The organism is Parasphingopyxis lamellibrachiae (assembly GCF_003385775.1).
GTDB classification, from domain to species: Bacteria; Pseudomonadota; Alphaproteobacteria; order Sphingomonadales; family Sphingomonadaceae; genus Parasphingopyxis; species Parasphingopyxis lamellibrachiae.
Map to the genome: position 1 here is coordinate 670,024 of NZ_QRDP01000004.1, position 15,022 is coordinate 685,045.

The window sequence follows — 15,022 nt, forward strand, 5'->3', positions numbered from 1 at the left end:
TCCGGCTTGTCGCTCATGCCCAGCTTTCCCGTTCCATGCTTTTGCGTTCGCGGCGCACCCGGCCGACCAGCGAGAGCAAGCCGCCAAAGGCGATAAGAATGCCGCCAAACCAGATAAGTGTAACAAAGGGCTTCCACCAGAGCCTGAGCTGCCAGCGCCCCGATCCGTCACCATTGCCGAGCACCGTATAAAGCTGCCCATTCCATGCCGTTCGGATGGCGGCCTCGCTCGTCTCGGTCTGCGGTGAAGAGAACATGCGCGCTTGCGGAGCGAGGCTGGAAGGCTCCCCCTCGCCGCGGCGGACCGTCAACCCGGCTTCCACGGCTGTCCAGTTCGGCCCCGCAACGGGCCTCGTACTGTCAAAAGTAACGGTATACGGGCCGACCTGATGGGTGTCTCCAGGCCTGACAGCTACCAGCACTTCTTCGCTAAACGCGCTTTCGAACGCCATGCCCGCCATACTGACGGCAATGCCCAGATGCGCGATCACCATGCCATAGGTGAAGAGCGGCGTGCGGCGCAGATTACGCTTCCAAAGCGGGGCGAGGCTGGCAGCACCAACGCCCGCAGCCAGAATAAGGCCAAGCATCGGCAATATGCCAATCGGCGAGGCAAACATCACCAGGGCAAACAGGGCCAGCGATGAAATCAGCGCGGGCAACGAGATGCGTCCCAAAACGTTGCGCCACTCGTCCCGTCGCCAGCGCAGCAATGGGCCAACCGCCATGGCTGCAACCAGCAACAGGGCCAGCGGCCCGGCTGTTGCGTTGAAATAGGGAGGTCCAACCGACAGCTGCTCACCCGTCACGGCCTCAACCCCAAGCGGATAGAGTGTACCGATCAGGACGATGCCGAGAATCGCCGACAACAGGACATTGTTAACGACCAGCGCGCCTTCCCTGCTCATGAATTCGAACCGGGATCCTTCGCGAACAGTGCCGACACGCAAGGCATAAAGCGCAAGCGCGCCGCCAATATAGAGGATCAACAGTGCAAGGATAAACGTCCCGCGCCTTGGATCGACGGCAAAGGCGTGAACGCTTGTCAGCACACCAGAACGGACAAGGAAGGTGCCGACCATAGACATCGAGAAAGCGACAACGGCGAGCATGATCGTCCAGGCGCGCAAGGCATCGCGCGTTGCCAGAACGGTCACGGAGTGAAGCAGCGCTGTTGCGGCGAGCCAGGGCATCAGCGACGCATTTTCCACCGGGTCCCAGAACCACCAGCCACCCCAGCCAAGTTCATAGTAGGCCCAGTAGCTGCCAGCCGCGATACCCAGTGTGAGGAATATCCAGGATGCAAGTATCCAGGGCCGCATTGCGCGCGCGAATACCGGCCCAACATCGCGCGTGATCAATGCACCAACTGCAAAAGAAAAGGCGATCGAAATTCCGACATAGCCAAAATAAAGTGTCGGCGGGTGAAACGCCAAACCAGGATCCTGAAGCAGAGGATTTAGCCCCCTACCCTCCGTTGCGGCCGGAGACAGCCGGGCAAAGGGATTCGAAGCGAACAGCAGAAAAGCATAAAATCCGAGGCCGATCGCCGACTGCGCCGCCAACGTCGCGATCAGCGTCTTCTCTTTCAGCCGCCGCTCGAAAATCGCTACGAGAGAACCGGAAGCCGCAAGGATTGCCACCCAGAGCAGCATCGACCCCTCGTGATTTCCCCAGGTTCCAGCAAATTTGTACAGCCAAGGCTTGGCCGAATGGCTGTTCGCGGCGACCAGCTCGACCGACAAATCGGTACGCAGGAAAAGCCAGATCAGCATTGCAAAGGCCAAAGCCGTCAGGATACCCTGCACGACGGCCACGGGCCGGATAGCCGTTGCCACGCCGCTATCGTCGGATCGCAGCGCCATCACGCCGAAGACCAATTGCAGGCCGCACAGGGCCGCTGCCAGCCATAGGGCTGCCAGTCCGGTTTCTGCGATCATTGGCTGATATCCCTGCCCATATCGACGTCCGCGAGTTCTGGCGGCATGTAATTCTCGTCATGCTTTGCGAGAATGGTCTCGGCCACGAACACGCCGTCAGTGTCCAGAGATCCTTCGGCAACGACGCCCGAATTTTCGGCGAAAAGGTCTGGCGTTATGCCGGCATAGAGAACGGGGACCTGCGCCTCCGCATCCTGGACCATAAAGCGGATGGTGATGCCGTCAGCCTGTTCTTCGATGGAGCCCTCGGCAACCATTCCACCAAGGCGAAAAGCCTGCCCAACGGGAACCGGTTCCGCCGCGATATCCGCCGGTGTGCGAAAGAGCGCGGCATTGTCTCTCAGTCCGTAAACGGCAAGAATGCCGGCACCGAACACTGCCACGACGGCAATGATCGCGAGGGTCAGCCGCTGATGCTTGGCCTTCATGATCCCTTATCCTCTCGCAGCGTGGCAACGCGCGCTTCTGACGCGCGCATCCGCATATAACTCCAACCGGCCAAAACCAGCGTTCCCGTAATCGTGCAGGCATAGGCTGCGATAATGAAAGGCCATTGCGCCATGATGCTATCCTTGGGCCATCCGGCGTAGCCGCGCCTCGATCCGGATGTCCGCGATTATAGCGCGCATCCTCAGCAGGACGATCCCGCCGAACAGCAGGGTGAAACCAAGCGTCGAAAGGCCCAGAGGCCACAGCATCGCGCTATCGATAGCCGAACCGCTCAGAGTGATGCTTTGCGGCTGGTGGAGCGAATTCCACCAGGTGACAGAATAGTGGATGATTGGCAGGTTGACCGCACCGACAACGCCGAAAACCGCTGCGATCCTGCCAATGCTGGCGCGTTCATCGCTTGCTGCGGCCAGCGCCATGAAGCCGAGATAGAGAAACAGCAGGACCAGCATCGAGGTCAGTCGCCCGTCCCATATCCACCAGGTGCCCCATGCCGGGCGCCCCCAGATAGACCCCGTCACCAGACAAAGCGCGGTGAACAAAGCGCCGGGGGCAGCGATGGCGCGCGCCGCGATGCCAGCCAGCGGATGGCGCCATACCAGCTGCATCACACTCGCGATGAGGATACCCGTCCAGCCCCCCATGCCGAGCCAGGCTGTAGGCACATGGACATACATGATCCGCACCAAATCGCCCTGCAGATAGTCTTCAGGCGACCGGAAGAGACCGGTCAGCATCCCTGCTGCGGTCAACAAAAGCCCACCCCAGAACAGCCATGGCGTCAGCGGCCGGGCGATGGTGAGAAAACGGGTCGGGTTGGCAAAAACATGCATGGAAGCGGCCTCTTAGCGTAGCATCTCCCCGGGGAAAAGCATAAGACGGCCTGTCATCCGTTTATTGTCCCCTTTCTTTGCCGCCCAAGGTTCCAGACACTCTTGACCGAGCTTGCCCCGCCTGAACAACGCCCCGTTACGGGCATTATGTTGCGTATAGCGGCGGCCACGGTTTTTTCCCTTATGGCGGCCATGGTCAAGATCGGATCGGACTACGGCCTGCATACGATCGAGATGATCTTCTGGCGGTTCGCCTTTGCCCTTCCGCCAATCCTTGTGTGGATCGCGCTACGCCCCGGGTTTTCGATCATCAAGACCAAAAGGCCTCGCGCCCACCTCTGGCGCGCGCTGATCGGTCTGGTCGCCATGGGGTGCAGCTACTATTCCATAACGCTGCTGCCGCTTGCGGAAGCCACGACGATCAGCTTCGCTGCACCTGTGTTCGCGACGCTGCTTTCCGCCGTTTTCCTCATGGAAACTGTTGGTTGGCACCGCTGGGGAGCCGTCGTGGCCGGCTTTGTCGGTGTGCTGGTGGTGATGCAGCCGCAGAACGCCACCTTGCCACTCAATGGACTGATAGTGGCGCTTGTTGCCGCTTTCGGCGTCGCCTGCGTCATCGTAACAATCCGCCAGATCAGCAAGACAGAACGCGCCATGACCACGGTGTTCTGGTTCACCCTGATCGCCGCGCTGGTCACGGGGTTCATCGTGCCTTTTTATGGAACCAATCATGACTGGCTGGGCTGGGCGATCATGTTCGCGATCGCGGTTCTGGGCGGTACGGCGCAACTGCTTCTAACGGCGTCGCTGCGAGTGGCACCGGTCGTGGTCGTGGCGCCCTTTGACTATATCCAGCTGCTCTGGGCGGTCGGGCTCGGCTGGCTGATCTGGTCCGATGTCCCCACGATCATGACCGGGTGCGGCGCCGCGATCATTATCGCCAGCGGACTCTACACTCTTTTCCGGGAACGCAGACGTAGCAAACAGCCCGTCCGGCCGGTTATCGTCTAGATTCTGCCGATCAACCGGCGCGCGATGCGATCGGACACATCGGCAGCGGGATCGCCGGTTTCTTCGCTTTCCTGCCAAACCTGCTCAAGGCGTTCGGGAATTTTCGCGATCCGCGTCTCGACTTCCTCCTGGTCGCCCTGCCCCAGATATTCGAGGCCGACATTGATGATGCCGCCCGCGTTGATGACATAGTCTGGCGCAAACAGGATACCGCGGTCATGGATACGCTTGCCGTCGGCCGGCGTGGCCAGCTGGTTGTTGGCGCCACCGGCAACAGCCTTGCATCGAAGCGCGGCAATGCTCTTTTCGTCGAGAATGGCGCCCAGCGCGCAAGGGCTCACAATATCGGCTTCTACTGCAAGAATCTGATCGGCTGCCACGGCCTCGCCGCCATATTCGGTGGCAAGCGCGGTTGCGCGATCGACATTCACATCGGCCAGCGTGAGCCGCGCGCCTTCTCCGGCAAGCAGTTTTGCAAGCCCGCCGCCAACGCTGCCAATGCCCTGGACGGCGATATGAACATCCTTGACGCTGTCCGTCCCAAGCGCACGTTTCGCCGCAGCCCTCACACCGAGGAAAACACCGAGCGCGGTATAGGGACCGGGATCCCCGCCCGCAGCGCCACTCTCGACCGGAAGGCCGGAAACATGATCGGTTTCACCGCGGATGACGACCATATCGTCGTCCGTCATGCCGACATCTTCGGCCGTCACATACCGTCCGCCGAGGCTATCGATAATCCGCCCGAAGGCGCGCAGCATCTCCGGTGTTTTCGTGCGCGCTTCATCGGCGAGGATTACGGCTTTGCCGCCACCCATCGGCAGGCCGGCCATGGCGTTCTTGAAACTCATCCCGCGGGAAAGGCGCAGGGCATCGGTTATCGCCTGCGTCGAATCGGCATAGTGCCAGAAACGAACGCCCCCGGCTGCCGGCCCCAGATGGGTGGAATGTACGGCGATAATCGCGCTCAACCCGCTTTCGGCATCGCGAAACAGATGCACCGCCTCATGATCGTCAAAGTCGGGAAGGTCCCAGGTCGCGGACATTGCAAATTCCTGCGTAGCGGGTGATCAGATCAGCCGAAAATGGGGCGATCGACGGGACTTGAACCCGCAACCTCCGGCATCACAAGCCGGCGTTCTAACCAATTGAACTACGATCGCCATAAGCGGCGTAAAAGCCAGCCGCGCACATAGGGTCGCCAACGCCCTACCGTCAATGGTTTGTAATAAAATTACGGATGCTTTTCTTAAGGCTGCACCGGCAATTCAATAAGAATATGGTGGGTGCGGCTGGGATTGAACCAGCGACCCCTGCCGTGTGAAGGCAGTGCTCTCCCACTGAGCTACGCACCCCCGTTTGAATCAGCCGCCCGATCGGTCGGCTGTTTAAAAGAAAAGTGGCGGGCACCATGACAGTGCCCGCCTGTTTTCGCAGCTCTCAATATCAAGCTACCGGCAAGCCCAGCCTGAACAGACCGGGCGAACAGAATACAGTCTAGTTGACGGCATCCTTGAGGCCTTTGCCGGCCTTGAACTTCGGCTGGGTCGAAGCAGGAATCTGCATCGGTTCGCCAGTGCGCGGATTGCGACCCGTCGAAGCTTTGCGTTCTGTCGTCGAGAAAGTTCCGAAACCAACCAGGCGAACTTCGCCGCCATTGCTGAGTGAGCTGGTGATCGTGTCGAACACTGCTTCACACGCTTTACCGGCATCAGCCTTGCTCAGGCCTGATGCATCCGCGACGGAAGAAATTAGTTCTTGCTTGTTCATGCTCTCCGCACCCCTTGTGTATGTATTAGGTAGAAATTTGACTCACGGCATCGCCGAGAGACGCATCTAAGTCCAATTCACCTATGGCTGTAAAGCCCTAAACCCAACAAAAACGGGAAAAAACCGAGCTTTTCCGAATATCCTCGCAAATTTGTGGTGATTCAGTGCCGAACCGTGGGCTCTCCGTCGCCCGGTACGCCGGTTGCAATTTGGGGACTCGGGTCAGTGGCTATCTCGTCCGCATCACTCCATTCGATCGGGATCACAGGACTGATCAGAGCAAGCGCGAGCACTTCATCGACATGCGCGACCGGAATGATTTCCAGGCCGTCGCGAATATTTGCCGGGATCTCCGCAAGGTCTTTTTCATTTTCCTCCGGAATGGCGACAGTTTTGATTCCTCCGCGCAGCGCAGCCAGCAATTTTTCCTTCAGACCGCCGATCGGCAGCACACGACCGCGCAAGGTTACCTCGCCCGTCATCGCAATTTCCCGGTTTACGGGAATGCCGGTCAGGGTCGAAATCATCGCGGTGACCATACCAATGCCGGCGGACGGGCCATCCTTCGGCACCGCGCCTTCGGGAAGATGAACGTGGATGTCCTTCTTGCTGAATATGCTCGGTTTGATGCCATAGCTTGGCGCCCGCGCCTTGACGAAACTCATCGCAGCCTGGATCGACTCCTGCATTACGTCGCCGAGTTTGCCGGTCGTCTTGATCACGCCCTTGCCAGGTACAGTCACGGCTTCGATGGTCAGCAGTTCGCCGCCCACTTCTGTCCAGGCCAGCCCGGTGACTGCGCCTACCTGATCTTCTTCCTCGCCCATCCCGTAGCGGAATTTCGTCACACCGAGATAATCCGAAAGATTGTCCTTGGTGATCGTTACCGACTCGGTTTTGCCTTCGAGAATCTCCCGCAGCGCCTTGCGCGCCAATTTGGCGATTTCGCGTTCCAGCGTCCGGACGCCCGCTTCGCGGGTGTAATTGCGGATCATGGCGCGCAGGCCATCTTCCTCAAGAACGAATTCGCCCTCTTTCAGGCCATGGGCTTCGATCTGCTTCTCCAGCAGATGGCGCTTCGCAATCTCGACCTTCTCGTCTTCGGTATAGCCGGACAAGCGGATAATCTCCATCCGGTCGAGCAAGGGCTGCGGCAGATTCAGAGAGTTTGCCGTCGTCACGAACATAACATCCGAAAGATCGAGATCGATCTCCAGATAGTGATCCTGGAACTTGTCATTTTGTTCCGGGTCAAGAACTTCGAGGAGGGCCGAAGCGGGATCGCCGCGGAAATCCTGACCCAGCTTGTCGATCTCATCCAGCAGGAATAGCGGGTTCGATGTCCCTGCCTTTTTCAGGTTGCTGGCAATCTTGCCCGGCAGCGATCCTATATAGGTGCGGCGATGGCCGCGAATCTCGGCCTCGTCGCGCACGCCGCCAAGCGACTGGCGCACGAAATCGCGCCCCGTCGCGCGTGCAATAGACTTGCCGAGCGAAGTCTTGCCGACACCGGGAGGGCCAACCAGGCACAGGATCGGACCCTTGAGCTTGTTGGTGCGCGCCTGGACCGCAAGATACTCGACGATCCGATCCTTGACCTTCTCCAGCGCGTAATGATCCTCGTCGAGAACCTTCTGCGCCTCGCCGATATCCTTTTTCAGTTTCGCTTTCTTGCCCCAGGGCAGGCCAAGCAGCGTATCGAGATAGTTGCGAACGACCGTTGCCTCGGCGGACATCGGCGCCATGGCCTTCAGCTTTTTCAGCTCGGATTGCGCCTTGGTTCGCGCTTCTTTGGAGAGCTTGGTTTCCTTGATCTTCTTGGAGAGTTCGGCGAGTTCATCGCCCTCGTCCTCGTCATCATTGCCAAGTTCGCGCTGGATCGCCTTCATCTGCTCGTTCAGATAATATTCGCGCTGGGTCTTCTCCATCTGGCGTTTGACGCGGCTCCGGATTTTTTTCTCGACCTGCAGCACGCCGAGTTCGCCTTCCATGAAGGCAAAGGCCATTTCGAGCCGCTTGGACGGATCGCGTTCTACCAGCATCGTCTGTTTGTCGGAAACCTTGGCACCGATATTCGCCGCAACCGCGTCGGAAAGCTGTGAAGCTTCTTCGATCTGGCCCAGCTGGACGGCAGTTTCTTCGGGAATCTTCTTGTTGAGTTTCGCGTAGTTCTCGAACTGTTCGACAGTCGAGCGCATGAGTGCGGTAACTTCGGGACCCTCGCTGGGCTCTTCCTCGATTGTCGCAATATCGGCGATCAGATGTTCGTCGCGAAAATGAATATCCTCAAGCGTCGCACGCTGCTGCCCCTCGACGAGCACGCGAACGGTGCCGTCCGGCAGCTTCAATAGCTGCAGGACGGTTGCCGTAACGCCGATGTCGTACAGCGCGTCGCGATCGGGATCGTCCTCGGACGGATCCAGCTGCGCAACGAGGAAAATCGTCTTGTCGGCGGCCATTGCACGTTCAAGCGAAACGACGGATTTATCGCGTCCGACGAACAGCGGAACGATCATATGCGGAAAAACAACGATGTCGCGCAAAGGCAGGACAGGAAGGGACTGGGTGGTCATTCAAAACTCCAACTTCGGGCAAGGCCCGTTTTCCTGCGTTATATGGTGTTCCTGTCGCGCGTATCAATGTGAGGCGGCTGCGAAGATGTGCATGATGCTCCGCCGCGGCCAAAAGGCCTTTGCCTCCCAACGCCGCGCAGCTAAACCCCTGAACCACGGGTCGGATCATTTTTCCGGCTGAAAACTACGTCAGGGGAATGATGATCAACCGGGTTTTGATACTATTTTGCGCGGTCGTTGCTCTTGTTGGAACGGCCCAGGCCGCAAATGAACCGATATTCGAACCCGCCCCCGATTGGGTCGAACATATTGCAATCCCGGCTCCCGACCCCGCGCGGCCCGAGCAGGCCGTGCAAATTCTGCTCAACAGCAATCAAAATCGTTTTGGCATCGATACCGACGAATTCTACTTTGAAACCGCGACGCTTGTGCAGACTCCGCAGGGGTTGGGCGCAATCGGCACGATTTCCATTCCCTGGCAACCAGAACTGCGTACGCTCGTCATCCACAAGGTGCACCTGATCCGCAATGGTGAAGTCATCGACCTGATGGGCAATGGGCAGGAATTCATCGTCTTGCGCCGGGAAAACAATCTGGAACAGGCGATGCTGGACGGTGTGCTGACCGCTGTTCTCCAGCCCGAAGGTTTGGAAGTCGGCGACATTCTCAATCTCGCCTACACGATCCGCACCCTGCCCTCCGACATCGCCTTCGGTTCCGAAGATTTCATGGTGCTGACCGACGGCCTTGCGATCCGCCAGCTTCATATGCGGCAGATCTGGCCGCGCGAAATGGAGGTGCAGTGGCAGTCGAGCGATGCCCTGGGCGAGCCCGTTGTCCGGAGCACGCGCGAAGGTTCCGAACTGACCCTGATTCTCGAGGATGCAAAAGGTGACGAGATCATCGAAGATGCCCCGGCCCGCTTCCAATATCCTGCAACGTTCCAGATTTCGAGCTATCCGGACTGGGCTGCGGTTAGCACGCTGTTTGCTCCGCTTTATGCCGAGGCGCAGCGGCTGGAGCCCGACTCGGTCCTGCTTGAAGAAATCGCAACCATCGCCGCCGCAAGCGACGATCCCCGCCAGCGCGCCATGGCCGCGCTCAGGCTGGTGCAGGACCGGGTTCGTTATGTTGCCCTGGCGATGGGCGACGGTGGCTATGTTCCCGCTTCGGCCGGCCAAACCTGGTCCCGGCGGTTCGGTGACTGCAAGGGCAAGACGGCACTGCTTCTCGCGCTGCTTCACGGCCTGGGGATCGAGGCGGAACCCGCCCTCGTCTCAACCAGCTGGGGCGATATTCTCACCAATTCCCTGCCGCAAACGACCCTGTTCGATCATGTCATCGTCAGAGCCGTGATCGATGGCCGGACATTGTGGCTGGATGGCACTCGTCAGGGCGACCGGTTGGTGGAAGATGTCGTGTTTTCGCCTTATCGCTGGGCGCTCCCCGTCCGCGTGCAGGGCGCAAGTCTTGAAGAATTGCCACCGATACCGCCAGCGCGGCCGCTCATGGAAATCCGTGCAACGGCAGATGCATCGCGCGGCTTCAACGACAATGTTCCCGTAAGCGGCCAGATTATCTTCCGGGGCGAAACAGCATTGATGATGCAACTGGCTGCAAATGAATCCGGCAGTGAGGAAATGGCCCGGCTTATCCAGGAATCGATGATCGAATCGCTCGATGTCGAGGCAGTTGCGAATCTCGAGATCGCAAATGATGACGAGACCGGCGAGTTCTCGATCAGTTTTTCTGGAGAGATGCCGCTGCCCTGGGCACGCGAGACGACCAACGGTCCGATGCGCTATACTCTGGACAACGATATCATCGACTGGAATTTCGCCTTCGAACGCGATGAGGAAAGCGATGCTCCTCCGCCGATCACTTTGCCCTTCCCCGCATATTTCGAAATGCATGAGACAGTTATCCTGCCAGACGATGGCGAGGGGTTTTCGATCGAAGGCGACGATATCGACGAAGTTCTGGCCGGGACGCAATTGGCGCGAACGCTGACCCTGGAAGACGGCCGAGCGGTCTCACGCCTGATATTCCGCAGGCTGCAATTTGAAATTAGTGCCGAACAGGCACGGGCAGATCTCGCGCGGATCGAAGAAATCGGCGACGATCAGGCCTATATCGTGGCGCCCCAGGATTACAGTATGTCCAGTGCTGAACGGACGGCCCTGATCGAAACGGAACCGACCACGGCTGCAGACTATATCCGCCGTGGATTTCTGTTCATCACGGAAGGTCAGTTTGAACAGGCCGCCACCGATTTCGGCGAAGCTGCCAATCTCGAGCCGGAAAACGCCGAAGCACTGGCGCATTACGGGCTCGCCCTTGTCTACCGCAACCGGCTCGATGAGGCACAAGTTGCCCTGGACCGCGCGGTGGCTCTCGATCCCGAAAATTTCGTCGTCCACCAGTCCTTCGGTTTGCTACACATGGCGAACAATCGGCCCGAAGCCGCGATAGAAGCCTATGGGCGCTCGCTTGAAATCAGCGCGGAAAATTTCTTCACGCGCAACGCACGGGCTCAGGCTCATGCGTATATGGCCGATTATGGCGCCGCGCTGGCCGATTATGAAAGCCTGTACGAGGTCGATCCTTCAGCCTTTTATCTGCTGAACTCGATTGCCGAGATTCATGCGGCCCAGGGCGATGAAGATGCCGCTCTGGCAAGCGCCCGGGAGTTTGCCGATAGGTCGGACAGCAATTCTCTCTACATCCGGCTGTTGCGGCGCTTTGGCCGTGAAGACGATGCGATGCGCTCATATACCGAGGCCAGGGCCTCGCTCGATGCAGACATTGCTGACACGGCCGAGCCGGACGTCGGTTTACTAGCAAGGCGCGCCCATTTACTCGCAAATTTTGGCGACTATCCGGCTGCTATTGAACAACTCACCGTTCTCGTCGACCGAGAAGACGTTGAGAATAACTATCTGAACGACCGCTGCTGGATGCGGATGCAGGGAAATTATCAACTTTCCGAGGCGCTGTCCGATTGCCAGCGCGCGCTGGATCAGGATTCTGAAAATGCGGGGATAATGGATAGCCTGGCATGGGTTCAGTTGCGCATGGGACGGATCGAACAGGCTGCCGAAACATTCGATCGGACGCTTGAACTGCAACCGCTTCTGCCCAGTGCGCTTTACGGGCGGAGCCTGGTGCATGCGATGCAGGGCAACCGGGAAGCTGCAAACAGGGACCTCGCTGCAGCGCGGCGGGGATCCTGGACCATCGTAGCGGAATATGGAGACTGGCTGGGCGACATGACGCCGCCCGAAACCGAGCCCGCTGAAACCCAGCCCTAAGCCGCGTCGTCGGCAGTCTTTTCTTCGGCCTTGGCGAATACCCGAACCGGTTCCTTGCGGCCTTCGACAACATCCTTGTCGATCACTACTTCGGTAACATTTTCAAGGGTTGGCAGATCGAACATCGAATCCAGCAAGATGCCTTCGAGGATCGACCGAAGGCCGCGGGCACCGGTTTTGCGTTCAATCGCCTTTTTGGCGATGGCAACCAGCGCGTCATCGGTAAATTCGAGCTTCACATCTTCCATGTCGAAGAGTTTCGCATATTGCTTGACCAGCGCATTTTTCGGTTCGCTCAGAATCTTGATCAGCGCATCTTCATCGAGATCGTCGAGCGTTGCGATAACCGGCAAACGGCCGACAAATTCGGGGATCAGGCCATATTTGAGCAGATCTTCCGGCTCAACATGGCGCAGCACTTCGCCAACCTTACGTTCTTCCGGCGCTTCGACATGGGCACCAAAGCCCATCGATTTACCCTGCATGCGGTCTGCGATCACCTTGTCGAGTCCCGAAAAAGCGCCGCCGCAGACGAACAGGATGTTGGTCGTATCGACCTGGAGGAATTCCTGCTGCGGATGCTTGCGGCCGCCCTGTGGCGGAACGCTTGCCGTCGTACCTTCCATCAGCTTGAGCAGAGCCTGCTGCACGCCCTCGCCAGAAACGTCGCGCGTGATTGAGGGATTGTCGGACTTACGGCTGATCTTGTCGATCTCGTCGATATAGACGATGCCGCGCTGGGCGCGCTCGACATTGTAATCGGACGCCTGAAGCAGTTTCAGGATGATATTCTCAACATCTTCGCCGACATAGCCCGCTTCGGTGAGCGTGGTCGCATCGGCCATCGTGAAGGGCACGTCGAGAATGCGTGCGAGGGTCTGTGCGAGCAAGGTCTTGCCGCAGCCCGTGGGGCCGACGAGCATGATGTTCGATTTGGCAAGTTCGACATCGCCGCCCGTGGAACCGTGGTTAAGCCGCTTGTAATGGTTATGGACGGCAACCGAGAGGACTCTCTTCGCCCTGCCCTGACCGATTACATAATCATCGAGAACTTCGCAGATTTCCTGCGGTGACGGCACTCCGCCTTCGCGCTTGGAGGCGATTGCGCCCTTCGTTTCTTCGCGAATGATGTCGTTGCACAGCTCGACGCATTCATCGCAGATGAACACGGTCGGCCCGGCAATCAGCTTACGCACCTCATGCTGCGATTTTCCGCAGAAAGAGCAATAAAGCGTGCTCTTCGAATCACCGCCGCTAAGCTTCGTCATATAAATTTCCTCCGGCCGCCATTGCGCAGCCGTCAACAGTTTAGCCCGTCAGAGCATGTCTCGACAATGACTTATTACACAAGAAAGTGGCTATCGGCTTAATCGCCCTAGCTATCGGATTTGGCTTCGTTTTCCGGACGTTTCTCATACACTTCGTCGATAAGGCCGAAAGCCTTGGCCTCGTCCGCATCGAAAAACTTGTCGCGATCGACATTCTTTTCGATCTCTTCGACCGGTTGACCGGAATATTTGGCCATCAGCTCATTCATCTTGGCCCGCGTCTTGATCAGCTCTTTGGCGTGGATCTCGACATCGGCGGCCGTGCCCTGCATCCCGCTCGATGGCTGGTGGATCATTACCTTGGCGTTGGCCAGCGCAACCCGCATGCCCGGCTCGCCGGCCGTCAGCAGAAACGCACCCATCGATGCCGCAAAACCGACGCACACCGTACCGACGCGCGGGCGGATATATTGCATGGTATCATGGATAGCCATGCCGGCCGTAACCGATCCGCCGGGCGAATTGATGTACATGTAAATGTCTTTTTTCGGATTTTCCGATTCAAGGAACAGAAGCTGCGCTGTGATCAGCGACGCCATATTGTCCTCTACAGGTCCGGTGAGGAATATGATCCGGTCGCGCAAAAGTCGCGAAAAAATGTCGAAACTCCGCTCGCCGCGATTGGATTGTTCGATAACGATGGGGACGAGCGAGTCTTGAATGGGATCGTACATGTTGGACCTTTCCGGGAAATCAGTTTCGCCAACATTGCGACTTTGGCGCTTCGCTTCAAGGGGGCTTAGCGATTGAAGGGCAGTCCCGGCGCAGAAAAACCGAGATAGGCGAGCCTGCGCAGTTCCCGCCGACCACGAACAACCGTGTCCAGGATCATGCCGGCGAACAGGTTGAGGGACGCAAGCAGCATAAGGCCGGTCGCCAGAATGGCGGTCGGGAAACGGGGTACAAGCCCGGTCTGGGCATAGGTGATCGCCAGCGGCACGGCCAATATGATCGCCGCAAGCGCCAGGAATCCGGCAATCGCACCGAAGAAGAGGACCGGGCGCTCCATGCGGAACAGGGTCGCCATGGTTCGCAGAATACGGAAACCGTCGCGATAGGTGGATAGCTTTGATTCCGATCCTTCGGGTCGTGCGCTATATTCGGTCACTTCCTCGGCGACCGGCATCTTCAGCTCCAGCGCATGCACGCTGATCTCAGTCTCAATTTCGAAACCCTGCGAAAGCACCGGAAAACTCTTTACGAACCGGCGCGAGAAGACGCGATAACCGGAAAGAATGTCGTTGAAACTGCGCCCGAACAATTTGGCGAGAATGCCGGTCAGCACGGCGTTTCCAAGGCGATGTCCGCTGCGATAGGCGGCCTCGACTTCAGTTTTGCGGGCACCGACGACCATGTCGAGCTGTTCTTCGACCAGACGGCGAACCAGACGCGGTGCGGCCGCGGCCTCATAAGTCGCGTCGCCATCGGCCATGATATAGATATCCGCTTCGACATCCGCGAACATCCGGCGGACAACATGGCCCTTCCCCTGCATGGTCTCGCAGCGGACGATGGCTCCCGCCGCCCCAGCAACTTCGGCGGTGCGGTCTGAACTGTTATTGTCGTAAACGTAGATATCGGCCTGGGGCAGCGCGGCCTTGAAATCGGCGACGGTCTGCGCGATCGCCGCTTCCTCGTTATAGCAAGGAAGGATCACCGCTATCGTCGGCGATCCGGCAGGGCGAAACGCAATCTCGCTTTCCGCCACGAATTCCCTGATTTGTTCCATTACCCACCCTTGGCTGTACCTTTGTCGGCACAGCTTTTAGGCGGGTAATGGTTAACGAAGAGTTCGGAAATTCGCCTT

The 15,022-nt window shown here is 58.5% G+C and carries 12 protein-coding genes and 2 tRNA genes; 2 read left to right on the plus strand and 12 right to left on the minus strand.

All coding sequences use genetic code 11. The features are described 5' to 3' along the window. Positions 1–13 precede the first annotated feature (13 nt). The 4 genes from DFR46_RS03415 to ccmC are packed head-to-tail and all read right to left on the minus strand — an operon-like array spanning position 14 to position 3,222. Positions 14–1,939, minus strand: a complete 1,926-nt coding sequence (locus tag DFR46_RS03415; protein ID WP_116235174.1) for a heme lyase CcmF/NrfE family subunit — start codon at positions 1,937–1,939, stop codon at positions 14–16. Then, the gene (ccmE, locus tag DFR46_RS03420) at positions 1,936–2,367 is read right to left on the minus strand and encodes a cytochrome c maturation protein CcmE (protein ID WP_116235175.1); all 432 of its coding nucleotides are present in this window, start codon (positions 2,365–2,367) and stop codon (positions 1,936–1,938) included. Before ccmE ends, DFR46_RS03415 begins: the two co-directional genes overlap by 4 nt. Beyond that, complete coding sequence (locus tag DFR46_RS14755) at positions 2,364–2,501, minus strand: hypothetical protein (protein WP_162843382.1); 138 nt, start codon at positions 2,499–2,501, stop codon at positions 2,364–2,366. The genes ccmE and DFR46_RS14755 overlap by 4 nt, the downstream gene beginning before the upstream one ends. A gap of 4 nt (positions 2,502–2,505) precedes the next feature. Further along, positions 2,506–3,222, minus strand: coding sequence for a heme ABC transporter permease CcmC (gene ccmC / locus DFR46_RS03425; RefSeq protein ID WP_116235176.1), 717 nt, complete (start codon positions 3,220–3,222; stop codon positions 2,506–2,508). Between the two features lie 102 nt (positions 3,223–3,324). Here ccmC and DFR46_RS03430 point away from each other — a divergent pair, with 102 nt between their 5' ends. Next, the gene (locus tag DFR46_RS03430; RefSeq protein WP_147297606.1) at positions 3,325–4,233 is read left to right on the plus strand and encodes a DMT family transporter; all 909 of its coding nucleotides are present in this window, start codon (positions 3,325–3,327) and stop codon (positions 4,231–4,233) included. Here the strand turns inward: DFR46_RS03430 and DFR46_RS03435 are convergent. From DFR46_RS03435 to lon, 5 genes are all read right to left on the minus strand, one after another. Beyond that, positions 4,230–5,279: a Glu/Leu/Phe/Val family dehydrogenase gene (locus tag DFR46_RS03435; RefSeq protein ID WP_116235178.1), complete on the minus strand. Its 1,050-nt coding sequence runs from the start codon at positions 5,277–5,279 to the stop codon at positions 4,230–4,232. The genes DFR46_RS03430 and DFR46_RS03435 overlap by 4 nt on opposite strands. 40 nt (positions 5,280–5,319) lie before the next feature. Next, a tRNA-His gene (locus DFR46_RS03440) sits at positions 5,320–5,396 on the minus strand. A gap of 117 nt (positions 5,397–5,513) precedes the next feature. Beyond that, positions 5,514–5,588 (minus strand) — tRNA-Val (locus DFR46_RS03445). A 142-nt stretch (positions 5,589–5,730) separates the two neighbouring features. Beyond that, a complete protein-coding gene (locus tag DFR46_RS03450) occupies positions 5,731–6,003 on the minus strand; it encodes an HU family DNA-binding protein (protein WP_116235179.1) in 273 nt (90 codons plus the stop codon). Between the two features lie 161 nt (positions 6,004–6,164). Next, positions 6,165–8,576, minus strand: a complete 2,412-nt coding sequence (lon, locus tag DFR46_RS03455) for an endopeptidase La (protein ID WP_116235180.1) — start codon at positions 8,574–8,576, stop codon at positions 6,165–6,167. Between the two features lie 197 nt (positions 8,577–8,773). Between lon and DFR46_RS03460 the strand changes: the two genes are divergently transcribed. Further along, entirely contained in the window at positions 8,774–11,887 is a 3,114-nt protein-coding gene (locus DFR46_RS03460) for a DUF3857 domain-containing protein (protein ID WP_116235181.1), read from the plus strand. On the opposite strand, the gene clpX is transcribed toward DFR46_RS03460, so the two are convergent. From clpX to DFR46_RS03475, 3 genes are all read right to left on the minus strand, one after another. Next, complete coding sequence (clpX, locus tag DFR46_RS03465) at positions 11,884–13,155, minus strand: ATP-dependent Clp protease ATP-binding subunit ClpX (RefSeq protein ID WP_116237131.1); 1,272 nt, start codon at positions 13,153–13,155, stop codon at positions 11,884–11,886. The genes DFR46_RS03460 and clpX overlap by 4 nt on opposite strands. A gap of 107 nt (positions 13,156–13,262) precedes the next feature. Next, the gene (locus tag DFR46_RS03470; protein WP_116235182.1) at positions 13,263–13,889 is read right to left on the minus strand and encodes an ATP-dependent Clp protease proteolytic subunit; all 627 of its coding nucleotides are present in this window, start codon (positions 13,887–13,889) and stop codon (positions 13,263–13,265) included. A gap of 65 nt (positions 13,890–13,954) precedes the next feature. Then, on the minus strand, positions 13,955–14,944 hold the full coding sequence (locus DFR46_RS03475) for a glycosyltransferase family 2 protein (protein ID WP_116235183.1): 990 nt from the start codon (positions 14,942–14,944) through the stop codon (positions 13,955–13,957). Positions 14,945–15,022 lie beyond the last annotated feature (78 nt).